Genomic DNA, 22,849 nt, shown 5'->3' on the forward strand with positions numbered 1-22,849 from the left:
GAGGGGTTTGCGCCGCAACCTATCGTAGAATGAAATGCTTGATCTCGGCTAGAGCAGCAGTCTTAATTCCCCTGGGGGGCAATCCTTATCGTGACCAAGATTCCGCTTCGCGTCGTAGGAACAACCGCACCGATCCTGGGCGAGTGGTACAGCCACGCCCAATTGAATGCATTGTTTCAGGCGGCGGGCTTTCCCGCCAACCCGCCTCCAGGCAACAAGAGTGAAAAATGCCGGCTCTGGCTGCTCCATGCCAATGAAGAATTGCCGGATGCGCTGGCCGCTTTCGGCAAGCTGATCCAGGAGATGATGGATTCGAGCTGGACGCCCGTCACCAGGATCGATTGGAATACTCAGGAAGAAGTCACGGAGCCTGATCCTCGGGATAAAATCCGACAGGCACTGGCTGAGGAGGGCCTGAGCTATCGGGAGGGCGGCTACATCTACGGTGCGAGCTTGGCTGCACCGAGCAGGGACCTTGCAGAGTTGCTGAAGGACAACAGCATCCAGGCGGTCGAAAAGGAATTCAATCGAGCTTACAGGTCGATTGAAGCTGATCCACCTGCGGCGATCACAGCAGCGTGTGCCATCCTGGAAGCGGTATGCAAGCACTACTTGGAAATTGAGGGGCTACCGCTGCCGACCAAGCAGGTTCTTTCGCCGCTATGGTCGAACGTTGCGAAGAACCTTGGTCTTTCACCAGAGCTGGCCGATGACGACGTCAAGCAGATACTCTCGGGGCTATTCTCGATAGCAAACGGCGTTGCTGCCTTGCGAACGCACGAAAGTTCGGCGCACGGGCGCGGCAGCAGCGCATCCGGTATTGAAGCGCGGCACGCGCGGCTTGCGGTGCATGCCGCCCACACCATGGCACTTTTCATCCTGGATACCTGGGAAGCCCGGAAGGGAGGCTGGCAGATTGGCTTTTGAACCTGATCTTTGGCACGAGTTCTTTGAAGAAAACCACTTTCCGATGCTGCCCTGTCCCACATGCAAGACAGGGAGACTGAGCAACCATCCTGCGTTCTTCAAGAGCGAGGGTGCAACTCACTATACTTCAGCTGATCTTAACGAGCTTCCCGAAGACTATGTCCGACGGGCGTTTGTCGCCATTGCCAAGTGCGGAAACGGAAGTTGTGGCGAAGTGGTGAGCGTCGCCGGCGAATACATATACGTTGAATCGGACACGGGGCACGGGTGGGGGCTGTCACTGGCCCTCAGGCCGAAGTGCATGGTTCCGGCCCCGCCACTGATCCCGCTGACGGATGAAATGCCGAGGGGCGTTGCACTGAACCTCACACGTTCCTTCGAACTTTTCTGGATGGACTTCGCATCCTGCGCGAACGGCCTTCGGACGGTGTGCGAATACATTCTCGATCATCTAGATGTACCTCGCGACGGCACCTCGAAAAAAGGCAAGCCTGTCGCCTATGACCTCAATGGTCGCATCCAGATACTTGCAAGGCGTCGCACCCACAAGCCGAATGCCGCTTTGATAGACGCATTGAGGATCATCGGGAACCTTGGCAGTCATGGGAAGGATGTAACCCACCTGCATCTGATGACAGCATATAGCTTGATGGACTTGCTGGTGCAGGGGCTGTTCAGCAAGGCAAAAGCAACAGCGCTGAGGAAATTGGCGCGGAAGATTGTGAAGTCGAAAGGTGAAGCCTACTACTGAGGTCATATGGCAGGAATCCCGATTGATTGCTGGAAACGCCAAAGCCCACTTCGTGCCGATGTCATTGGATGTCGGACTTGCGTCGATTGCCGCTGCGCGTGAGCATGCCCCCGGGGGGAGCGGGGGTGGGGCACCCGACGCCGGGATCTGGGCTGGCGCCCAGCGCGTAGAGCTGTTGGGCTGTGCGGACGTTCAGAAAGCTTGATTCCGCGCGTTCGCGGCCTAAATCCGGGCCATGGACAAGCTGACTGTCAACGAATACCGGCACGCGCTGCCGCCGCAGCTGACCGCGGCGGCCGAGAAATTCGATGCGTGGTCGAAGAAGCAGCTGCTGGAGGAGCAGGGCGCGGCAACCCCGATCGAGCCGCTGTACCATTATACTGGCGAGGAAGCGCTTGTCGGCATTCTGCGCCATGAAAAGCTCTGGTGCTTCAGCCACCTTCACCAGAGTGACCCGAAGGAGTTCGAGTATTCGCTGGCCGGCGCGTTGGACGTAATACGGCAGATCGGCAGGTCGAGCGACTTCTGGACCAAGCATTTTTGCGGCTGTCTCGAGGACATGCTGGTGACCAACGGGCTCGCCAGCCCGTTCGACTTCTACCTGTTCAGCCTCAGCCGGCATCGCGACGACCCGGGACAGTGGCGCGAGTACGGCAAGGCAGGTCAGGGATTTGCAATCGGCGTTGCGCCTGTCCTGTTGCAGCCGGACACTAATGTCCTCCACGCACAGGCCAACGAAAATCTGCACATCGGCCGTGTGATCTATGGCGATCGCGAAACCAATGCGCGGCATCGGCTGGTGATCCGGAAAGCCGCGGCCATTACCAGCCAAGTCGCGCGCCGTAACCGGAAATGGATCGACATGGTGCGGCCAGTACCGTATCTGGCGGCGATGGCGCGCGAGGTCATGGCCTCGCAGTTGGTCTGGAATTGTCTTACCGCCAAGGAATCGAAATTTTCCAACGAGCGGGAGGTGCGCGGCATCGTCATGGGTGTACGCGAGCGCTTCGATCCGTACCGGAAAATGCTGGGGGCGCGGGCATACATCGAGGTGCCGCTGCCGTTGAGAACACCCGGTGGGATTGCGGAAGTCCTGGTCGGGCGACATGCTCCGCCTGATGCCGAGGCGAAGGTGAGGGCGTTGCTGAAATCCGAAGGGTATGCCGACGCTATTCCCGTGATCCGGTCTTCGGCGGTTTTGTGAAGGGCTCGGTGTTCGCCGCGCCATCTGCTGGAAAGTGCCGGCAAGCGGTCGATCGCAGAACTAGCCAACAGCCATCAGAACGTGACAGAGCACGAGCAATTCGGCCCAACGACACGACGAGACTGGCGTCGACCGACAAATTTCCCGTCATTTTCTGAATGTTGTTCGTCGGTGGTGACCGAGGAACCGCTTTTCCGACGATGACAGGCTTGACCGGAGACGCGCAGGAAGGCGAAACATCTTGCGATCTCCGGCAGTCAGTCTGGGCGAAAGCAGCATCGTGCCGGTATCCGCAAACGAGATCAGCCCTCGATCAAAGAGAGCATCAATGTGTGCCGCAAGGAGAAAGCCGTTTGTCGGATCAAGTCGCTCCTTGTTACTGCTGTCGGCCCAGGGCTTGATGTGGGATGCGCGCAGTATTTCCGTAATGGCGCAGCCGGTCACCGCACACTGGCCGTTCCATCGTCGGACAAGGGCATCGCGGAAATCGCCCATGCCGAGGCGTGCATCGATGAGAGCCTTGCGGGTCGTTTCGCTCCTGACCGTGGGATCGGAGCGAATACGACCGATGTCGGCGCTGACATCGTCATCTACGGCAGCAGCCATGGCGTTTAAGGCGGCGATGACCTTCTGGTCGGATATCGAATTCAACCCGTTGCGAAAGGATTGCTGCTGGCGGAGGAGCTTCTTGAACCAGGGCAGCGCGGTGACGTCTACCGGTTCCGCGGGAGCTTCCATCGCAAACCGAAGTCGCGTTCCGAAGCGCCGATCGGGTTTCCGGTACCACGACGGCCGCACCTCCTTCTTTACGCTTGAAATGGTGCCGTGGCTTACCAGGTGGTAGCGCCTGGGAGAGCCGCTTCCCTCGAAGACCCAAAGATACTGGCCGCCCAGCGCTTCTTCGCGAAATCGCTTCGCGGTGAAAAAGATTCCGTATTTGGCTCTTTTGCTAGCGGCATTTTCAAGATACGGGCCCAACTCTTCACTGTTGTGATACGCCACGAAATGCTTCTGCAGCGCGGGTTCTTCGAGATGCCTGACGACCAGTGCCCAGGGCAGAGCGGTACGGGCTGCGGCGGCCTGCGCTTGTCGAGGCTTGTGTCGGCTGGCGCGCAGGATGGCACGCGCAACGAGTATCCGATCGACACCGGCTGCGGCTGCGAGCCAGATGATGTAGTTGGCATTGTTAAGCGCGTTGTAGACGAGCTGGGCGTTCCGGTCGGGATTCTTGCGGGGAAACTCGTCATAGCCGAGAAGCCAGGCTATCCAGTTCTCCTTCTGGGACTTCGGGAAGAGCGGCGTGCGGGCAGGAAGCTTTCGAATGGCTCGCAGTAGCTCGGCGCGGGTCTGCATGGTCCAACCGTCACTGAATGGCGGAATCTGCCGAGGAGCTGGCAGGGCTCCATCCATCATATTGAGAACGCGGCGCGGAAGCACCACTGATCGCGCCTGCGGATGCCTCTGGCTGTCGGACTTGCGTCGATTGCAGCTACAGGTGAGCATGCACCCGGAGGGGCCTCGTGAGAATCATCCCACCCGACCAGCTGACGACGTCCGATCTGTACGTTGACGCCATCTATGAAGGCGGACGCCGCGGCAACATGGGAGACGATCCGCTCCCACGCCTCATGCGCGTCGACAACCTGGGTGGATTCCGGTACCGCGGAAAGGTCCTGGGTAAGCTTCACATGCTTGTTCTCACATCAAGCATGTCTGACGCGGACTGGCCGGATTCGCTCGATCGCGAAACCGGCGTGTTCACCTATTACGGCGACAACAAGAAGCCGGGCCAGGAGCTTCACAAGACTGGCCGCGACGGTAATTTCATTCTGCAGAAGATGTTCAACGCAGCGCGTTCCGGCATCGAAGGCAGACGTGAGGTTCCTCCGACATTCCTCTTTGCCAACACGGGCACTTGGCGAGACATGATCTTCCTGGGCTTGGCCGTACCCGGTGCATCCGATCTCGATTCGTCCGAGGAATTGGTGGCGATCTGGAGGACGGCCAAGGGGCAGCGGTTCCAGAACTATCGCGCCAGATTCACGGTGCTTGATGCGTCGGTCATTTCGCGTGCCTGGATCGACAAGCTGATTGCCGCAAATGGGGATGACGCGGTCGTGGACGACGCGCATGCGCCGGAGGCCTGGCGGACGTGGGTGAGGACAGGCCGTCGACGTGCGCTCATGTCGACGCGTTCGTTGGAGTATCGAAGCAAGGTCGAGCAGCTGCCGGTCGACAAGGAGGGTGAGGCTATCATCCAGACCGTCCGCGATTACTTCAAGGACAGTCCACATGCATTCGAGCACTGCGCGGCGGCGATCACGCGGTTCATGATGCCGGACGTCGTAACCCTCGATGTGACCCGCCCGTCACGTGATGGCGGGCGCGATGGTGTGGGGCAGCTGCGAGTGGGAACGGGCCAGAGCGGAATACTTGTGGATTTTGCCCTGGAGGCAAAATGCTACTCGGCAACCAACTCGGTCGGCGTCCGCGAAATGTCCCGACTCATTTCCAGGCTGAGACACCGGCAGTTCGGCGTGCTTGTCACGACAAGCTGGGTGGATCTCCAGGCCTACAAGGAAATCAAGGAAGACGAACACCCGATCGTCGTTGTCTCCGCAGCCGACATCGTTGATCTGCTTCGCAGAAACGGCAAAGGCAGCGCCGCGACTGTTGCCGCCTGGCTTGCCGAGGAATTTCCAAAAGCCAGCTAAGAAATCGCCGCGGCCTCTCGCCGCGACCCGTTCGATCACGCCGGCTCGTTGACAGGGCCTTAAGCGCGGGCTTGGCCTGTCTGGCGGAGGGCTTCTTGCCCCATCCACCCGGAGCGTAGCCGGCACGCGTTCCGATGGGGAGGCCGTCCCAGCGGGTCAAATGCCGCGAGCTTCGCTTTGATTCCCTAGTGAGTTTTTAGAAGACCTAGTATCTAATATAGAGCAGACGCCGGGCGCTCTTGGGTTTGAGAAAGCGGATATCAAAATCATGGCCAACTGGGATAAGCGCTTTATGGAATTGGCGATGCAGATCGCTCAGTGGAGCAAGGATAGGAGCACACGAGTCGGATGTGTCATCGTTGGACCAGACAATGAAATTCGTTCTACAGGTTACAATGGATTCCCGAGAGGTGTCGATGACGAGCCGGACGAGCGGCACGCGCGTCCGCTGAAGTACAAGTGGACGGAGCACGCCGAGCGCAACGCAATTTACAACGCTGCGCGTATTGGACTGTCACTAAATGGCTGCCGGATGTATGTGCCTTGGTTCCCATGCATGGATTGCGCGCGAGCGATCGTGCAGTCGGGGATTGTTCAGCTCATTGCTATACGCCCCGATGTCCGCCACGAGACCTGGGGCGAAGACCACAGACTGGCGCTTGAGCTCTTTTCCGAAGTAGGGCTGAAGCTGACGTGGTATGACGAACAGTAGTCATGACCTTCGATTTCGGTTGCTGGTCGTCCAGAATCCGCTTGGATCCTCGGACGGTCGTTCGTTGAACGCGGGCGAGAGGATCTGGTCGGATCCTAGCTAGGTCTGCGAGCGTGGAGTTCGCGTCTGATGGCATCACCCTCAGTTTTCGGCCTTGACAGCCATCATCCAGATCTTTTGTCGAGCTGGCCACTCCTGCGCGCCATCCCCAGTTGCGCGCACTTTGGCGACCGCGTCTAGCCAAGATGCCCAGCGGCTCTTTTCCTGGCCGGTAGCCAAGTTCTCACCTCGTGTGAGCAGCTTCTGATACTGCTCCAAGCCACGATTTTTCCAAATGGGAACCCGGTCGGTTTTATTCGGAACGCTTGGCTCGTTGATCGCGCAGCAACGGCGCAGTTGCTGCCGAACAGAGGCCGCGAGTTTGTCCGATCGTCCAGGATCGTCCTTTGCGAAGAAAAGATGAAGCGATTCGGTCAGGAGACCCAAGACCCCAAGGCCTCCATCCGAACCTCGCAATGCCGCGATCTCGATAGCACTTCGAACTGCTCCGTATCGAACGTTAGGATCCTCATCGAGATCAAGTGCGACTGCAACCAGATCGGTCGCCGCGCTGTCGTTCTGTGCGCCGCTGAGAGCGTGCACCAAACGCCAGCGAAAGCCAACCGCTCGCAAGTCGCGATCAGAGGTTGAGCGAGAGATGCGGTAGAGCCTGAAGAGCTCTGAAATTGTGCTCTCCCCAAAGCCGCCTCTACGCAGCACATTTGCCGCTGTCCACCCGATTAATGGATCCCTCCAGAGAGAATCGATCATCGAGTACTCATCGAGTTTGCCGAGATATAGAGACAACCAATTTTGCCAGTAGGACCGTCCTTCGTTCAAAGAAGACAGCTCGGGATCAATGGCTTCGCTGGCAAGTTTTGTCAGCTCAGTCAGACTTTCGCTCTTCACAAATTCGACGGCTGTAGAACCCGCCAGCTGCTCCAAGATAGTTTTGATGCGTTCCGAACTATGGACGAATAGGTCGAAACGCTTCTCTACATTCAGGGCATAGATGGCGTGTCTCACGATACGAAGATGAGGCGACGAAAGGGCTTGCCGCCGGTCAAGGCTCATTACGACCTGCAGTGTTATCCAGTAGTTCCAATCGTAGACCTCGGTGAGGAAGCGGCGCGGATCAAGCGGCACTAGTCTTGCGTATTGCTTTTGCCAGTCCGATGTTTCGAGTGCTTCCACCGCCATCTCGATTGCGTCGGGAGAGGCGGCGTTCAGTGAAAGCGCATCGAACGCTGGCGCGCGGAGCAGGTCGGCATCCTCTCCATCCGTCGTTGCAGCGATGCGGGATGCCGCGAGGAAATCGTGCAGGAGCTGGTGGCTGAATTCCATAGCGTCGGTGGTCGGGTGCACGAGTCCCCGCTCAACCAACAGTTCCGCCAGTTCAACAGCCCGCTCCAAGGGCAACTCGGCATAGTGTGTGCCGGCTTCCAGAGCTCTCTGAAGGTCATCCTTGTCGAAGGCAGTGCTCTTACGTAATCGATAGAGTTGGAATGCCGCCTCAGCGACGGCATTTCTTTCCTTTCCGTGAAGTCTGTGGACTTCACGGAGTGTGCTGTCCAGCAATGTAAAGCGGCTCGGTACCGGACCCGACGCACTCGCCGGGCCGCTCCGAGTGATGAGCAGCCTCAGCTGATTCAAATAGAAGGGCGAAGACAACAACGGCTGCCAGCCCGCATCGCTTTCGATTCCAGTGATATTCAGGCCTTGCAGACCTCGAAGGATCTCAGTGGAGCAGAGCGGTGCAATTGCCGCACGATCGAAACGATCCGATGCCTGCCGAAGGATTAAGCGATCCGAAACCACGACGCTCGCATATGGCAGGACACTGCTTAGCAACTCGGCGAGTAGGGCGAGGACTCGTTCGGCATCGATCTTCGCTTGGTTTAAGCCGTCAAGGATGAGTAACGGCCGAAGGTGCGTCGCTGCGGGCTCTTCCCGCCTAGCGAGGTTCCTAAAGCCTGTGTAATCCCCCGTGGCACACATTCCAAACCAATCTCTCAGCGCATCTTCGGCGTCGGTAGTTTCACGGGGCGGCCGCGTCGCGCTGGCGAAGTCGACGTAGAATGGAACTAGATTGAAGGCAGGAGCGGCAAGGACCAATCGCTCCAGGAAGCTCGACTTCCCCGCGCCTCCAGGAGAGGAAAGAAGAACAGCGGACAGCCGTCGCCCCGACGAAGTCGGTTCCCTTTTCCACAGAAGCTCCGCAAAAGATAGGGCGCTGAATTCGTCCTGCGTGGCCGTCGAATCTGCTCGACGCGCGTTCCGGTAAGTAGCTAGTACGGCATCGTAGGTCGGGCAAAGTCGAATCGAGAGATTTAACTCGACAGAGAGTTGACGTCGGCGAGCTCGTATTCCAGCAAACAGGTCCTCCGCGTGCGGCGCGATCCTTTCAAATCCGGCTGGAAGAACAGACAAGGAATCCAAGATAGCAGGTGACATTCGCGACACAGGAATCGCATAAGCAGTAGCCTCTGCAAACGGGCGTGCCTCCGCGGCGATTGCGATGACCTCTCCGTCTCGATCTACCGGGCCACCGCTGAACCCTGCATGGATCATTCCGGCAGGGCGCTTTCGAGCGGCGATGGCGGCATTTGCCGCCGCTGGGGCTGCCCTAAGCATCCAGAGATTGTTCTCCTGTCCCACGACGTCGATGGTAGCAAAATCAATTTGCATCGCGTTCGGACGGGCGTTCCACTCCTGGGGAAAGCCGCTTACCCGTGCCTCGAAGGGCTTATCAAAATGGAGGACCCGAAGTTTTGCGATCTTGGCTGAAGTCGGCGCGACTTCCCGAAGGCGAAGCAGGCAGATGTCAGCGCCCGCTATCCCCGAAGCTGGTGGCGCGCTCCAAGCGCCGTCTTCATCGGCTACGACCGCGCTTCGTCGTTCAGCCGGAGAGACTTCGAAGGCGAGGGACACGGCCACGTTTGGACCGGGCTTGCTCGCTTCGCTGCTTGTCCTGCCCAACGCGACGTTGACAACGTGTGCGCAGGTGAGCACTCGATCCGCTTTCACTAGGATGCCAGTTCCGACGACAACGTCGCGTGCGTTCTTGATGGCGACTAGGCTGCTCATCTCAGTCTTGTCGTATCCCCAACCGTTTCATGATTCCATCGGCGATTGGCAGAAGGATAGCCCCGGCTGCCAAGGCGGCCGGCCCGAAGCCAGGATGCCACCAACCGAAATGCAGCTTCCAAATATCTGGACTGCTGGTTCCAACAATCCAAAAGAAGAATGCGATACACGACAACACCACTTGGCGCCAAGCGATCCTGCTTGCCGCCTGTGCAGTCTCGGTCGCAAATGCGATCCATAAGAACGTCACGATCAGACCAACAACCATCAATTCAAGAAGATAGGGGGCAATTTGGTCAGCAAATGGCGTCGTCACGCCTTCATAGAAGGCGATAACCTCTATTGGCACCCACTTCGTAACTGCGCTTAGTGCGCCTTCTTTGCCTTCAGCGGCGATCGCAATTCGTCCATCATCGTCGCCTCTCACCCTCGTTCTCAAGATCGGCATGTTAGTTTTTCCTATTCAATGGTCTTGCTCTTAAAAGAAGTTGCACCGAAATTCAATCAAAGGTGTCGCAGTCAACACAGGTGTAGTATTGGATGCATATGAGCATCCATTCAGACAATGACGCAAATCAGCTGCCTGCAGTTCGAAGCTCACACGCGCAACGCGGCGAAGGTATCCGCCTAGCTTGCGGGGAGTTTCCTAGAAACTAAAAAATCGTCGCCGCCTCAGTCGCGGCTGCTCTTGCAACCACGCCCGCCCGCTGACAGGCCTGAAAGGCCTCCAACGCAGGCTTGGCCTGTCTGGCGGACGGCTTCTTGTCCCATCCACCCGCGGCGTAGCTGGCAATGGTTCGACAGATGGCCGCGACCTTCCAGTGAACAACGCCGGCCTTTTGCCCGCGCTCCGCCACCTCGAGCCACGTTGCCGCGGTGACGTTTATGCATTGCTCGATCCGCTCATAGTCGGCAACCGAATGGGCCCGAGAAGGCGACGCGGTCGCGTCATCTCCATCGTCTGCTGCGGCGTATGAAAGCTCTGGGGGGAGCGGGTCGGAAAGCGCCGGCAGCCGGTTCACGATGTCTTGCCAGCACTCTTCCTTCTTGAACCATTCGCTGGGGTTCTTCTGCCCGGCCGACTGGCGCAGCAGCGAATCAATCTGAGGTGCCCAGGCTTCGACTAGTCTTTCAACTTCAGGGCTAGCGGACTGGCGCGACCATAGCCGGTCGAAGTCAACGCGGCCCCCGGTCTTTTGGGCAAACCCGGACACCACATAGGCTGTAATCTGCGCGCCATATGCCGGAAATTTCATCGCCCGGATCGTCTTCTCGACGGCGCGGTAGAAAATAGCCTTTGCAACGAGCCGCTTGAACCATGTCGTGTCGGGCGGCGGTGGATTGCTGTCCTTCATCCGCTGCATGAAATGCTGGAAGTTCTTCTGTCCACCGAGGCAGACGCGGTAGGGTAGGCCGTCCCACGCGGTCAGATAGCGGGCCATATCAAGCTTGCTGATCCGCCGCTGCTTGGGCGTCTGCGCGCGGAAGGTCTGCTGGTCGGATTTCCGGTAGGCAGCCTTCTGTTCCGCGGCTAGGTAGGAGCCTCTAGCGCGCTCGTAGAACCAGCGACCCTTGCCGTCATCCAGCCAAGTATTATTCGCGATTTCCTCGACCTGCTGATGGAAGGGATCGCCTGCCGAGAAATCCGCGAGCTGGACGGTATTCTGCCGGTTTGCTGCTCGTGAGATGGAAGCGACCATTTCGCCAAGGTCCGCACCACCGACCTTGATGATCTTGACGGGGACGGCGACGTTCCCAAGGTTGAGGCTCTCCTTGCGACGCGCGCGGTGAAGGGAAGCCGTCGTCTGGCCGCCATTGACGATCTGGAGTCCTTTGAGCGATTTGATCGAAGGCCGTCCGGCCCTGTCGTTCACGATCTCAAGGTCATCAACCGTAGCAACAATGCCGTTGTTGTAAGCCAGGAACATGGAAGGCTGGTCGGCAATGGTGCGCCTGAGTTCCGCGTTGACGCTCTTTCGGCCCTGCAGGCCAAGAAAGGCGCGCACGTTCAATTCAAGCAGGCGTACGCCGTAACGGTCGTAGATGCGCGAAAGCGCCTCGCCAGGCAGCACAGAAAGATAGGCGTCGTACTCGCCGGCCTGACTGGGAACGTGCAAACATGGGACGGGACTCCCCGTCAGCGCCTCAAGGTCGACGGCGATATCCGCACGCGTTTCGCCTTCGCCAAGAATTCTCTGCAGCCGTACGATGTCGTAGGTGTCAAATTCGACCTTGTGGTCGCGCCAGTCGGTTGACCCCGTGGTCTTGTCGACCACGCCATTGGTGAGAAGGGTAATCTTGACACTTCCGAGCGTCCGCGCCTGAGCTTCGATGAGTCTAGCGAGATCGCTGGCGTCGCTGTTGGAAGGTTCGAGGTGAGCGGCAAGACCTTCCACGCAGGCATTGACGAAACGAATGGCCCGCTCAAACGCACGATTCACTTCGGGCTGCGGAATCCGTACCGGTGGCAGGTCTTCGCGATAGATGGTGGTGAACAGTTCCAGCCGGGACCGCTCCTCATCGAACGAGTAGCCGTCAATGCGATAGATCGCGTTGCGGACGCGACCCTGCTGGAACAGCGGGAACGTGCCATCCAGGTGATTGGCATCTTCGAGACGCTCAAGAATTAGTCGCGTAAATATTTCCTGAGAGAAAGGTTCGTCACTCGACAATGATTCTTCAATTTCGCCGACGATTTCCTCGGCAAATTTGGCAATCGGATCATCGTTCATGAGCGACCTCCTTGCACGAACGCATCGAGAGTGGCGGTCGCGTCAGTGGAAAAGGCAGCAAGGGCTCGAACATCAAGCGTATAGCTTGCTTCGGTGATGGCAACCGGCAGAGCGCCACGGAGCAGGCGGGGGAAGCCCTCGGATACGGAATAGGCATCAATGGAACGTTGCTGAACCCTGGGTGCGATTCTGGCTGAATCGTCATCCGGCATCAGACCGCGGCCTAGAAGCGCATTCTGGAATGTGCGCCTTGAAGCGTCATCGGGCAGGATGCTCATGATCGCGGCGACGATATCCCGGAGGCATCGGCCGCCGGGCACTTCGACAAGTCTGACGTGCAGCAGCTCAAGCTGCCGAAGTCCTGTTGCGTCGAGCTGGTCCAGCTTGGAGATCGTGATCGAGGACGAGGGGCCGAGGCCGGTCTTGACTTCGAGCGCATGACCGTTGCTCTGGAAGTCGTGCAGGCCGTCATTGGGGGACTGCCAAGCGGACAGGCCCTGCGCGTTGGCCGCCAGCAACTGTTCCAGAACAAGAAGCTCACCCATCAGGCCGATCGTCTCCGGTCGCGAAAGTCCACTGCGCCTCTCGCGAAGGAACTGTCTCCAGGCATTCAGGCGCGCGAGAAACTGCTGCAGAGCGTCTGCTGCCCCGACCTGGGCTGCAGCAGCAACGACATCTGCGCAGATCGTGGAAAACAGGTCGCGTCTGCTTCGGTCCTCCAGAGCCAGAACGAGAAAAGGGCCGGACTGGTCAGGTACGGTGCTCAATCGCATCCCGCCAAGCTCGAAGAGAGCCTCGGGCGCAGTCGACGTCTGAAGCATCAGGCAAGGCGAGTCGTCAGCAGCTCGCATCCCGGCAAAAATATCCAGCGGTACTTCCGTCGAGATCAGCTTTGTTCGATACTGGCGTGCAACAGGCGCCCTCTGTGCGAGTTCGTCCCAGGCATCATTGAGAACTGCCAGCCAAGCCGTCATGACTCTTCACGCTGCTCGACGCTGTTGATGAGGTACACGCGCTTGTCCGCTGCATTGCTGTCCGGGAAGCTGACGACGACGCTGATGACTGGACGATCGGTCTGCTCAACCTCGGCCTTGTCCGGATCGATAGGGTAGATGATCAGGAGACCATTCTGCGGGCGGGTGCCACGGACCTTGCGGATGAATTCGCCGGACGGAACGTTGGTCTCGGCACTTCCTGAGTTGGTGCGGGACCTTCTTTCCCGGTTCGTCCTGACCAGGGCCGCGTCGAACTCGGCATCTGTCAGATCGATCGCCTGATCCAGAGGGCTGAGCGTCGTACCGATGATGAAACGATCTTCTGGCGACTGCTGTCCGTTCCGGGGCTTCCTTGGATTGCGGAGGACGCACCGGCGACGGCGTCCTGCAAGGTCGACTTCCTTTTCGCCGCCGGTGGCAAGGAAGACGGTCCAGTCTGTCAGTTCAGGTGTTTGCATGCCGAGCTGGGCATTGATGAAGCTCGACAGCTTCTTTCCATCGACCTGAAGACTTTCGGGCGGGAAGGTCAGGTTCCTCAGGTATTCGGCGACTTCTCTGCCGGCGACGCCGGTCCAGAGCGTGCCATCAGCCTTCCTGTTTCCGGGGCCTGGTCGTCGCGGATTATCGGTGCCCGCACCGAGGCTCGACAGGAAGTCATCGGTGATAGCCGCGTTCCGTTCGACGGTCTGGCGCTCGCGGAACATCACGGTCTGTACCTTGCCTTCGCCCGCATAGCTGCTCTGTCGCAGCTCCGCGTGCCGCTGCTTGTTCTTTGCCGTCACTTCCAGGATGTCGTGGACGGCAATCTTCAGCCCGAAATCCTTCGGAGTGGCGTTCACCTGAGTCATTTCGAAGAACTGGGCGCGCAGCTCATTCTGCGCCGTGGCGACGTAGCGGAACCAGTTCTCCATGTCAGGGGTCGTGAACAGACGGCACAGGTCGGCAAATCCTCTGCGATAGCCGAACCAGCGGCCCATCTGGAGGAGGCTGTCGTACTGCTGCGAGACGCGCAGGAAATAGCTGACGGAGAGTCCTTCTAGGGTAAGGCCGCGCGAAAGCTTGTCGCCACCCACCGCAATCACCGAATAGCCCGTGTCCTTGTACGCATCGTAGTCGATGTCGGCTTTCGTCTTGCCGTTCGCCGTGATGACCTGGATCTTGTCCGAACTTTCGGCAATCACCGCGGCAACCTGATCCCACGTCACAGGAATCGTGTTCCGGCCGTAGAGAGTCGATCGGACCGCCTCTGTGGTCGGGATATAGTCCGTTTCCCACACGGCCTTCAGGCGCTGCATGGTTTCCCGATCGCCGTTCGAAATCATCGCGCGCGTTTCGCGCAGATACTTTTCGACCTGGCGGTGGACCTCATCGTGAACGTCGACAAAGCGCGAGACATGAACAAGCATCGAATTATGTTCCCGCTCCTGTCCGCGGGCTGCGCGGGTAGCACAGGTCAGGAGAAAGGCGTCGATGGCTTCCCTCAGACTTGGCGGGATGACGTCCCGATTATTGAAGCGCGGCTTGAGGTACTTGTCGTGCTTATCAGGAATCCAGCCTTCCCCTTTTTGATCGAGGGGCCGGACCAGAGGCAGGCCTGGGTTATCTGCGTCATCGTTGGTCCCGAAGACGGCGGCCGGGCCGAAATAGTCATCGGGGGGTGTAAGCGAGACGATGAAGGTTGATGGAAAGAGGTCCGGGCCATAGTCCTTCGCCGACCGCTCGTCGTGAATGAGAATGTTGGCGAATGGCGTCGCCGTATAGCCGACATATACCCTGCGCTCAAATGACATGAGCAGGCGTCGGATTTCACCGTTGACGCGCTTTGGATCGTAATCCTGCTCGAATGTGCCGTCTTCGAGAAAAGGCTGATCACCGGTATCTACCGAAGCCTGATCCGCCTCGTCGTCGATGACAAGAACGGGAGCCGCCTTGGCAGGTGCCGGCAAGCGCGCGATCCAGTTGTTGAGGTTTTCGAGGACTTTTGCGTTCTTCTTGACGATCAGCAGACAGGGCTGATTTACGGGCGAGAAGTTGGCCTGATCGGCCATGCGCTGATTGAAGTCGCCATTGGGATCGGCCATGGTGAGGCTGTCCACGATGAGCTGCGCATTGAAATTTCCGACTCCAATTGTACGCAGGGGCTGATTAGGCCGACGCGTCTTCGGATTCGTGTCGTAGCCAAGAAAGTCCTTGTCGAAGCGCTTTTGCGTCTGCAGGCGTAGTATCTTGTGCATGCCGGCAAGGACTATGATAATGCGATAGCCTGCGTCCGCTGCGCGGTTCACGACGCCGGCATAGCTGGCGGTCTTTCCTGACTGCACGTCACCAACAACAAGGCCTCGCCAGTCCCAAGTTCCCGGGCGTCTAGGATCATCCATGACCTCCAGAATCCTGGCAGTGCTGTTCTTTAGCTCTCGGACTGAATCTTCGGGCCAGCCATCTTCCTCCAGCTTGTTGACGTAGCGCTGCATGAATGGACCCGGCTGCCGACGGTCTCCAAGATACCAGGGCACGGGGCGTTCCTTGTCCTGCAACGTGAGCGCGGGGCCTTGCTCGGTCACGAAGATGGTCCAGAGCAGCCGTGCCGCAGCCTCCTTCTGCTCCGGGCTGATGGGCTGCCTGGTGATCATGCTGAATGTCTGAGCGTCCAGCTCGACAATTCGCGAGATGGCGTCGCGACTGATTTCCTCGCCTGCTTCCTTCTGCACCTGCAGGATTTTTCTGGCTCTCAGCGCGAGTGCTTCAACCACGTCTGTCATGCTGCCCCTTCATCCTGCGCAACAGTTCTGCCCTCAGCATCGTCAGGTCGCCGGGAAGATTGAGGAGAAGCATGTCTGCCCGCTGATCGGGTGTCATGGATGCCGGCAGAGCCTTCCCGAGTTCAAGGAGTTGCTCGCCGAGCTGCGCAATCTCATCCGTTTCCATCGGCGGCGTCGCAGCCCCATCGGATTCTGAAACGTCCAGCCATATGCGCTCCACCGGCACGCTTCGTTCGATGATCGACAGAACAGCGTCGAAGGGACGAACGCCTCGTGCACTGTTGCGGCAGGCGGCTATTGCGGGGTGGTCGCGATTGATCCTGTATTGCAGTCCCTTCGGTCCGTGGACAGTGAGCCAGACCGCGGGCGCACTATGGGGTAGCCCGCGCGAACGTGGCCCCTGGCCTCGAAACGCAAAGACTTCCCGGGCTTCCTGACGGCAACGGTTTCCAATTGCCGTGAGACGGGCCCGGAGTACGCCTGGGGGACGAGCCTGGGACTTGCGGACATCGATCCGCCAGTCCCTATCCAGGTCGGTCGGAAGGTCGACTTCGATACGGGCCAGACGGCTGGCATCATCGCGAGTCCAGGTTCGTGCGCCACCAAGGCCCAGCCAGCTGCCAGCGACGAGCAGCCGTCTGCCGCGATAAACATAGAAGCCCTGACGCGCTCCCCAGCCGCCAGGACCTCCGGCGGCTTCATATTCCGCTTCGTTTGCATAGCGGTCGCGGTGGGGAAGCACATACGGCTTCACCGTGAACGCGGAGCCCGCATGGCGAACACGTTCCGAAGGCAGCTCCCGTGTCGCGGGATGCGCAATCTGGAACGGATCCCAGGCCTTTATCGGCCGCCCGTTGAGGATGATTGCAAGCCTGTCTGCGTCACCATTGATGAACCGGTGGAAGACCATGCCGAGGTGAGCCCGGATGTCTTCCAGGCGCAGAAAGAAGGACTCCTTCTCAAGTCCTGACAACCCGCCCAGCGAGTCCATGCGGTCCCACAGGACCAGCGTGCCATGTTCAAGCTGCAACAGCTTTGCTGCCAGGGGATGCAGCGGCGGCGATGTCGGCCTAGTCGCAAACCACCCCCGCTTTGCAATCTCGTCAACATCGAGCACGAGGGCAGATGTCTTCCCGCCGGTGCGGCTGATGATCGTGAGCTGCCGGCATTGCGACAGTGACGCCGTCTTCAGACCCAGCCCGAATCTGCCGAGGTCGCTGGCGGTGCGTGCGGAAGAGGGACCGATACCGCCGAAACGCAGGGCCTCGGCCAGCGTAGCGGCATTCATGCCGTGGCCGTCGTCCAGTAGTGCAGCCTGGGGACTGCCGTTGTTCCAGTCGAGTTCAAGTTCGACCGTTGCGGCGTTCGCCGCAATGCTGTTGTCGATCAGGTCGGCGATCGCAGTTTCCGGCGAATAGCCCAGACCCCTGAGAGACTCTACCAGAGCTGCTGCTGAAGGCGTGATCTCGACGGGCCGCTCTCGCGCCATGTCCTCAGGCTACCTGACGATCACTGGTACTGTCTGCGGACCGGGCAGCATGATCCAACTGCTGACGCAAGACCCGCGCGACGGCGAGACCAAGCAGGGGAGGGACCGCATTACCGATCTGGCGGAACGCTGCATTCATCGCGCCCGCAAAGACAAAGCCGTCCGGGAAGGACTGCAGGCGTGCTGCTTCGCGCACTGAGACGGTCCGGCACTGCTGGCTGTCGTAATGGATGTGCGAGTAGGTATCCTTGCCCATGTGCGCCGTCAGCGTGCGAGACGGCTTCGCGGGATCAAGCTTCCACCACTTGTTCGGAAACTTCTCGGGGTCGTAGGGCGGGACCATCTCGGCTCTGAGCTCGCGATAGGCCGCGGAGTTCTTGTGAACGCCGGTCAGGCGCTTTCTGCTCAGCGCCTTCCTGAACATCGCCTCCGCCAGCTTTCTTGCCTGCGGATAATCAGCCCCGTGATCCATGGCTTCAAAAATGGGGAAATCGCGCGGCGTAAGGCGCACAAGATGTCCATCGGTACCGGCGTCGCTGGTGAATCCCTCCCAGCTCCGCATCAGGCTTGCGTATGCCGACAAGGGCTTCTTGCTTTCGCGATACGGCAGCTCGTCGGTCAGCTTGCGTCGACGGATGACCTTCGGGTCGGTCGTATGCTCGGTTATGCGCGGAAGATCGCCGAGCGCTTCCCTGGCTCCTACGGCTGCCTTCAATGTCTCGGCTGGTTCGTGAAGCTGATGGAAGCGACCGCTGTTCTGATCGACGTGCTTGAGCGCGACCCTGCGCGACCCCTGATAGCCGCTCGGCAGCTCGGCAAAATGAGTGGGCTCCGGGAAGCGCGGCTCCTCACCCAGTACACGGGCGAGCGCCACGATGAAAAGCCGCTCCCTGATCTGTGGCACGCCGAAGTAGGCAGCGTTCAAGATCGTGTAGCCCGTCGAATACCCGATGGTCTCCAGATGTTCGCAAATCTCTTCAGGAACGTTGTGGCCGCCAAAGTTGAGAATGTCAGGCACATTCTCGATGATGATGGCGAGCGGCTGCGTGTCCTCGACGTATTTAAGGAAGCGACGATACAGCGACGCACGCGGGTCCTTCTGGAACGCGTCTTCCTCGCCGCCGGACACGGAGCGAAGCTTGGACCTGCCGATACGGGCAAAGGCTTGGCAAGGCAGGCCGGCCGCCAGCACGTCGAACGAGTCCTCGGATGAGGTTGGCAGCCCAAGCTCGGCTACCAGTTCCGCTGCGGTGACTCTTTCCATGTCCCGTGGCAGAGCCCATGGGCCTTCGAGGTTACGACCGTTGGCAAAGTTGAGGGCGTAGCTTTCGGCGGCCTCGGGATCGATCTCGATATGGGCGGCAAGCTCGATGCCGGCAGTCTGCAGGCCCAGGGACAGGCCGCCCGCGCCGGAACAAATTTCCAGGGCGCGCGGGCTGCCGCCCGAACGCAGCCGTGCCAGCTTCCTCTGGCGAATCAGCAGTGCATCTGCGGCAATCATTTGCGACCCAGCAATCCCTTCAACCTTTTGCGCAGGCTGTCAGGATCTGCCGTTTCGCACTCCCAGATGACTGCGACCCGCCAACCCATTTCCTCCAGCCCCGTCCGTACGCGTTCGTCGCGTAACATGTTCTTCTTAAATTTTTCACGCCAGAATTGTATATTCGACTTAGGCACATAGCAATAAGGACACCCCTGATGCCTGTGCCAAAAACAGCCATGGACGAAGAGGGCTGTCTTCCTGCGGGGGAATACCAGGTCCGGCGACCCGGGAAGCTTCTTCACATGAAGTCTGAACCGGAAGCCGAGCCGGTGCGCGGCGCTCCTGACCAGCAGCTCCGGCCTGGTTCCCTTTCCCCGGATGCGACTCATCATCTGTGAGCGACGGGCCGGGGTGACGATATCTGCCACTAATCGACGTCCTCCCATTGTGCATGGCGTCAGTACACCGACCAGCGTTGTTTCCAACCTTTTTGGCTCTGGCTAGAGACACCCTGAGATTTTCAATAACGCCGTCGGAAATAACCTAGCTACGTCCGACGACCAAAAGAATGCCGAGCGATAGGCTTCGGCAAAATATCCATGCGGATATCAACGGAAAAAACCTGCGCGATCCGAATTATATCCGTGTTCTGAGCCGTATAGGACCGTCAATCTTTTGCAAGGTCGCGCCCGCCAACACTGCCGGGCTCTATGAGCCCCCCACGCGTCCGTGCGCGCGATCCTCGCTCAAGAAATTAGGAACGCCTCGCTGGGGGCACTCGCAGGAGGGGCCCGCCTTCGGCGTCGCTATCACTGCCCATCCTGTCGGGTGCCGCTGTTAACCGGTCTCGGCGTCCGCGGGTTCACTCCGCTAAGCTTCGTCTGACACGCTATGTCAGTTGCGGCGATGCGCCTGCAGCGCATGTCCGAGCGAAACAATAGTGTTTGATAACGTAAGCACAGCGTAGGCGTTTTGGTCGTGCCGCCCCAAGCCGTCAAGGCAACCCTTCGGGCGGAAAGCGCGCGAGCCGTGTAGTCGCTAACGCTCCGGTCCGCACCACCTTGCGGTTTTCCGACCTGGTGACGGCTTTCCCTCGCTCATTGCCGCTTGGCTAGTCGGTTTGCATGCGCAACCCAAAGCGGAAGAGAAGCAATATGACTTTGGACTTTGAACACCTGCGCCACTTCACTGGCTCGGAAAACTGGTACCGGCATCCACTAAATCCGAACGTCCTCATACCGATGGCTCTAAGCGTGTGGCAGACGCAGCGCATGCTTACTGGCTGTTGGATGAGATCGCTCTCGCGCAGCGGAATGAAAGCGCTATGCGCGCGGAAGCATTTCAGGTTTGGAGACTGGACGTAAAGGATGGTGCCGCCACGCTGACCTGCAAGAACGGCAACGAGCGCATTGTCCACACCAAAGCCATTTCGTTCACTGACTTTCCCGAGCCCGGCATCACGCTCTGGTGCATCAGCAGCACTATTCTCCTCCCAAGTGAATACTAAACGAAAGGCTGCGAATGGATGGCTGTCAGCGGGCGGGAGGACCGCGTTCTGTAGACCTTTGTTCTGAGCGAGAGACATTCGTTCACTGCCCAGCATTAGAACGGTCGTGGCGCGAACGATGAGGAAAACATGCGAAGCATTCTGGGACTCGCCACTGTGCTGGCGATAATGGCCGTTGGCAGTGCGCTCGCGGATACGACGTTCACGGCCGCCATCGGGCCGAAATGCAGGGATGAGTCGAAACCTGAATTCAGCGTGTGGACTTGCCCGGGTCCAGCCGGGTATGCCGTGCGCTTCGCGGACGAGGGCAACATGGTGTCGCTCACCCTAGCGCCATCTCGTGCGATTGCGAAGGCCGGCCCGACGGCGCAATGGTACGGTGCTGGCAAGGCATTCGGTGATAAGGTGCAATGGATCATTCGCGGCGGCGCGCCAAGAGCCGCCGTGATCCGGACTTGGCGGCGACCGGGTGACGACGAGCGAGAGGTCCAGGAACTTTCAGTTTTCGCGATCGATAACAGGAGGGCCTGCTCTTATGGAGCAGTCGACATCCACCAAGAGAGGGCTAACGAGGTCGCGCTGGCGAAAGCCGAGGAAGCTGCGGGATTGCGATGTCCAGGGATGTAGGCGGGCCAGCGCCAGCCGTTAGGCGGCGTCAGGCCGACTTCTTCGCGTCTGCACCCCAGTTGTCCGTCAACTTAAAGCATCCCAGCAATCTGAAAAGTCTGATCCCCGGAGCCGCCGTCGCAGGCGACCCGCGGGCGACGGCGCGCGCAACGCGCAAGGGCGAAGAGCGCAGCGTCCCTTGCGCGCGAGCACGACGGTGCCAAGGAAGAGCCAAAGACGAGCGGTGGCCGGTGGTCAGACGTTCCTGATCCCTGGTGAGCCCGAGCTTTCCTTCGGAGAGCGGTCACGTGGGGAAATCGTTACCCTCGAAAAGCCGGACGCCGGTCATGCGAAGTGTCGTCCCACTTAGCTTCCGCGTCGCTTCCGACTTCAAAGGCCTAGGCCCGGCTCGGTGAGGTCGTGTGCAGCTCGTTGCGCATGCGCGCGAGCCTTTGAATGGCGAGCATTCGTGCCACCGTCCGCTCCTCGACGCTCTGCAATTCCATGTGGATCGTAAAGACAGATCTCCGAGCTCGATACCCTCAGGGCTTTATTGCCTTGTGCACCTTAACCAGCTTGAACGGAAAATTGAGCCGTTCATGGTTCGCCCTGATCCACTGCTTTTGTTCATCACTTAGCTTATCGCCCGTAGACTTAACTTCCGCAAAAAAGAGTTCTCCCGGTCGATAAACCAAAAGGTCGGGCCATCCGAGATAGTGATGCCAGTAATCGTCGACCAAGTAGCGCAGGATGTTTTGGATGTCCGATGGCGGAAGGATATCAAGGAGCTTTCTCGCGGTTTGGATATCCGAATCCCTGTGCGCCCAAAGATACTGACGAAGCTTTTCGCTCGGCCCAAGCCAATAGTCGAACAGCCACTGCAACTCGCCTGGTTCCAGCCAGTCGGACGAAAGATGTTCGTTGATCGCGTCGTCGCGGCGCTTGGCATAACCCTTAGAGCCGAAGTCTTGCGGATGATGGGACCAAACCATCTCGCCCGCTTCGCCCTTCTCAAATGCAATTCGATCGCCAAAGCCGACGATCTGCACTAACGGGTCAGAAGGGTCTTGGACAACGAGCCACATGAAGACCCCGAACAGCACGTGGAATGGCACACTTTCTAAGAATAACGTCTCATAGCCGAGCGCTCGGTAATGGTCCGAAACGAATTCTTCGACGTTGCAGGGACCATTGAACCCCAAGACAATAGCGCCTTTGCCGGTCGGGTCGGCGGTGTATACCGCCTGTAGCGCTACCTGCTCGACTGAATACTTTTCGACAATCTCAGAATCCGCTTCGTTCTTGTAGGTATATTTGGGGGAGGTGGCGTGCAGTCGCTTTACGTCGGCCAGTACGTCTTTCTCGATCGCTTTCTTTGCTGCTATGCTTTCCGGCGAGCTGAGCGGCGGATGACCGTTAGCATCCGACCACGCGTCGAATCGCTTGATCTCCTCAAAGGTAATTTCTCGCCAGTAATAGCGCCGAATTTTTGAGGTCTGGCCGAAAATCGCAGCCTTGGGGTATGGGGTCAGCGGCAATGATCGGCAGCCCTCACAGATGTTGGCGACAAATCCTGCCGTCACGGGCACTCTAATTTTGGTGTCTAGCTCCGCTCCGGCATTGAGCTGGTGAGGTAAATGTTTCCGGCCGATTTCCTCGTCGCAGGCGCACATCATCACCGCGCCGCAGTCGTCGCAACGGTACTTACGGATAAGCTCATAGCCGTTAAGGCAACGGACGCAATGGTGAGGGCACTCAGTCACGTCAGATCAAAAGCTCTTTGGGCTTACCGAGGCTTGTTGGCTTGTTTGTCACAATTAAGTAGCTATTCGAAGGCCGAAGAC

At 58.9% G+C, this 22,849-nt stretch carries 17 protein-coding genes; 7 read left to right on the forward strand and 10 right to left on the reverse strand.

Going from position 1 to position 22,849, the window contains the following annotated elements; all coding sequences use genetic code 11:
* The first annotated feature begins 90 nt into the window (after nt 1-90).
* From ACVJ19_RS29065 to ACVJ19_RS29075, 3 genes are all read left to right on the forward strand, one after another.
* Nucleotides 91-927, forward strand: coding sequence for an abortive infection family protein (locus tag ACVJ19_RS29065; protein WP_453952618.1), 837 nt, complete (start codon nt 91-93; stop codon nt 925-927).
* Entirely contained in the window at nt 917-1,678 is a 762-nt protein-coding gene (locus ACVJ19_RS29070; protein WP_453952619.1) for a DUF4145 domain-containing protein, read from the forward strand. The genes ACVJ19_RS29065 and ACVJ19_RS29070 overlap by 11 nt, the downstream gene beginning before the upstream one ends.
* A 235-nt stretch (nt 1,679-1,913) precedes the next feature.
* Complete coding sequence (locus ACVJ19_RS29075) at nt 1,914-2,882, forward strand: DUF2971 domain-containing protein (protein ID WP_453952620.1); 969 nt, start codon at nt 1,914-1,916, stop codon at nt 2,880-2,882.
* Between the two features lie 147 nt (nt 2,883-3,029).
* On the opposite strand, the gene ACVJ19_RS29080 is transcribed toward ACVJ19_RS29075, so the two are convergent.
* Nucleotides 3,030-4,235, reverse strand: a complete 1,206-nt coding sequence (locus tag ACVJ19_RS29080) for an HNH endonuclease (RefSeq protein WP_453952621.1) — start codon at nt 4,233-4,235, stop codon at nt 3,030-3,032.
* 167 nt (nt 4,236-4,402) lie between these two features.
* Between ACVJ19_RS29080 and ACVJ19_RS29085 the strand changes: the two genes are divergently transcribed.
* Together ACVJ19_RS29085 and ACVJ19_RS29090 are read left to right on the forward strand one after the other, a co-directional pair.
* The gene (locus ACVJ19_RS29085; RefSeq protein WP_453952622.1) at nt 4,403-5,596 is read left to right on the forward strand and encodes a restriction endonuclease; all 1,194 of its coding nucleotides are present in this window, start codon (nt 4,403-4,405) and stop codon (nt 5,594-5,596) included.
* Between the two features lie 268 nt (nt 5,597-5,864).
* Nucleotides 5,865-6,308 carry a deoxycytidylate deaminase gene (locus ACVJ19_RS29090; protein ID WP_453952623.1) on the forward strand — a complete coding sequence of 148 codons (444 nt, stop codon included), beginning with the start codon at nt 5,865-5,867 and terminating at the stop codon, nt 6,306-6,308.
* Between the two features lie 141 nt (nt 6,309-6,449).
* On the opposite strand, the gene ACVJ19_RS29095 is transcribed toward ACVJ19_RS29090, so the two are convergent.
* The 8 genes from ACVJ19_RS29095 to ACVJ19_RS29130 form a co-directional block, all read right to left on the reverse strand.
* Entirely contained in the window at nt 6,450-9,434 is a 2,985-nt protein-coding gene (locus ACVJ19_RS29095) for a trypsin-like peptidase domain-containing protein (RefSeq protein WP_453952624.1), read from the reverse strand.
* 1 nt (nt 9,435) lies between these two features.
* The gene (locus ACVJ19_RS29100; RefSeq protein ID WP_453952625.1) at nt 9,436-9,882 is read right to left on the reverse strand and encodes a hypothetical protein; all 447 of its coding nucleotides are present in this window, start codon (nt 9,880-9,882) and stop codon (nt 9,436-9,438) included.
* 205 nt (nt 9,883-10,087) lie between these two features.
* Nucleotides 10,088-12,166 (reverse strand): AIPR family protein, encoded by a 2,079-nt coding sequence (locus ACVJ19_RS29105; protein WP_453952626.1) that lies wholly within the window; start codon nt 12,164-12,166, stop codon nt 10,088-10,090.
* Nucleotides 12,163-13,140, reverse strand: coding sequence for a PD-(D/E)XK motif protein (locus ACVJ19_RS29110; RefSeq protein WP_453952627.1), 978 nt, complete (start codon nt 13,138-13,140; stop codon nt 12,163-12,165). Before ACVJ19_RS29110 ends, ACVJ19_RS29105 begins: the two co-directional genes overlap by 4 nt.
* Complete coding sequence (locus tag ACVJ19_RS29115) at nt 13,137-15,920, reverse strand: Z1 domain-containing protein (protein ID WP_453952629.1); 2,784 nt, start codon at nt 15,918-15,920, stop codon at nt 13,137-13,139. Before ACVJ19_RS29115 ends, ACVJ19_RS29110 begins: the two co-directional genes overlap by 4 nt.
* Nucleotides 15,904-17,409, reverse strand: a complete 1,506-nt coding sequence (locus ACVJ19_RS29120) for an ATP-binding protein (RefSeq protein ID WP_453952630.1) — start codon at nt 17,407-17,409, stop codon at nt 15,904-15,906. Before ACVJ19_RS29120 ends, ACVJ19_RS29115 begins: the two co-directional genes overlap by 17 nt.
* 4 nt (nt 17,410-17,413) lie before the next feature.
* Nucleotides 17,414-18,910 (reverse strand): DNA cytosine methyltransferase, encoded by a 1,497-nt coding sequence (locus ACVJ19_RS29125; protein ID WP_453952631.1) that lies wholly within the window; start codon nt 18,908-18,910, stop codon nt 17,414-17,416.
* A complete protein-coding gene (locus ACVJ19_RS29130) occupies nt 18,907-19,338 on the reverse strand; it encodes a very short patch repair endonuclease (RefSeq protein ID WP_456739531.1) in 432 nt (143 codons plus the stop codon). The genes ACVJ19_RS29125 and ACVJ19_RS29130 overlap by 4 nt, the downstream gene beginning before the upstream one ends.
* 755 nt (nt 19,339-20,093) lie before the next feature.
* Here ACVJ19_RS29130 and ACVJ19_RS29135 point away from each other — a divergent pair.
* Nucleotides 20,094-20,399 carry a DUF6876 family protein gene (locus ACVJ19_RS29135; RefSeq protein ID WP_453955231.1) on the forward strand — a complete coding sequence of 102 codons (306 nt, stop codon included), beginning with the start codon at nt 20,094-20,096 and terminating at the stop codon, nt 20,397-20,399.
* 129 nt (nt 20,400-20,528) lie between these two features.
* The gene (locus ACVJ19_RS29140; RefSeq protein WP_453952633.1) at nt 20,529-21,026 is read left to right on the forward strand and encodes a hypothetical protein; all 498 of its coding nucleotides are present in this window, start codon (nt 20,529-20,531) and stop codon (nt 21,024-21,026) included.
* Between the two features lie 521 nt (nt 21,027-21,547).
* On the opposite strand, the gene ACVJ19_RS29145 is transcribed toward ACVJ19_RS29140, so the two are convergent.
* Nucleotides 21,548-22,768 carry a VRR-NUC domain-containing protein gene (locus tag ACVJ19_RS29145; RefSeq protein ID WP_453952634.1) on the reverse strand — a complete coding sequence of 407 codons (1,221 nt, stop codon included), beginning with the start codon at nt 22,766-22,768 and terminating at the stop codon, nt 21,548-21,550.
* Nucleotides 22,769-22,849: the final 81 nt, after the last annotated feature.

It is taken from the genome of Bradyrhizobium sp. USDA 376 (assembly GCF_054063675.1).

Excerpts from the sequence above, each read along its gene's own strand:
- ACVJ19_RS29090 (WP_453952623.1), top strand. The coding sequence starts at position 5,865 with ATGGCCAACTGGGATAAGCGCTTTATGGAATTGGCGATGCAGATCGCT.
- ACVJ19_RS29080 (WP_453952621.1), bottom strand. The coding sequence starts at position 4,235 with ATGCAGACCCGCGCCGAGCTACTGCGAGCCATTCGAAAGCTTCCTGCC.
- ACVJ19_RS29110 (WP_453952627.1), bottom strand. The coding sequence starts at position 13,140 with ATGACGGCTTGGCTGGCAGTTCTCAATGATGCCTGGGACGAACTCGCA.
- ACVJ19_RS29130 (WP_456739531.1), bottom strand. The coding sequence starts at position 19,338 with ATGGGAGGACGTCGATTAGTGGCAGATATCGTCACCCCGGCCCGTCGC.
- ACVJ19_RS29105 (WP_453952626.1), bottom strand. The coding sequence starts at position 12,166 with ATGAACGATGATCCGATTGCCAAATTTGCCGAGGAAATCGTCGGCGAA.
- ACVJ19_RS29140 (WP_453952633.1), top strand. The coding sequence starts at position 20,529 with ATGCGAAGCATTCTGGGACTCGCCACTGTGCTGGCGATAATGGCCGTT.
- ACVJ19_RS29120 (WP_453952630.1), bottom strand. The coding sequence starts at position 17,409 with ATGGCGCGAGAGCGGCCCGTCGAGATCACGCCTTCAGCAGCAGCTCTG.
- ACVJ19_RS29075 (WP_453952620.1), top strand. The coding sequence starts at position 1,914 with ATGGACAAGCTGACTGTCAACGAATACCGGCACGCGCTGCCGCCGCAG.
- ACVJ19_RS29125 (WP_453952631.1), bottom strand. The coding sequence starts at position 18,910 with ATGATTGCCGCAGATGCACTGCTGATTCGCCAGAGGAAGCTGGCACGG.
- ACVJ19_RS29095 (WP_453952624.1), bottom strand. The coding sequence starts at position 9,434 with ATGAGCAGCCTAGTCGCCATCAAGAACGCACGCGACGTTGTCGTCGGA.
- ACVJ19_RS29100 (WP_453952625.1), bottom strand. The coding sequence starts at position 9,882 with ATGCCGATCTTGAGAACGAGGGTGAGAGGCGACGATGATGGACGAATT.
- ACVJ19_RS29115 (WP_453952629.1), bottom strand. The coding sequence starts at position 15,920 with ATGACAGACGTGGTTGAAGCACTCGCGCTGAGAGCCAGAAAAATCCTG.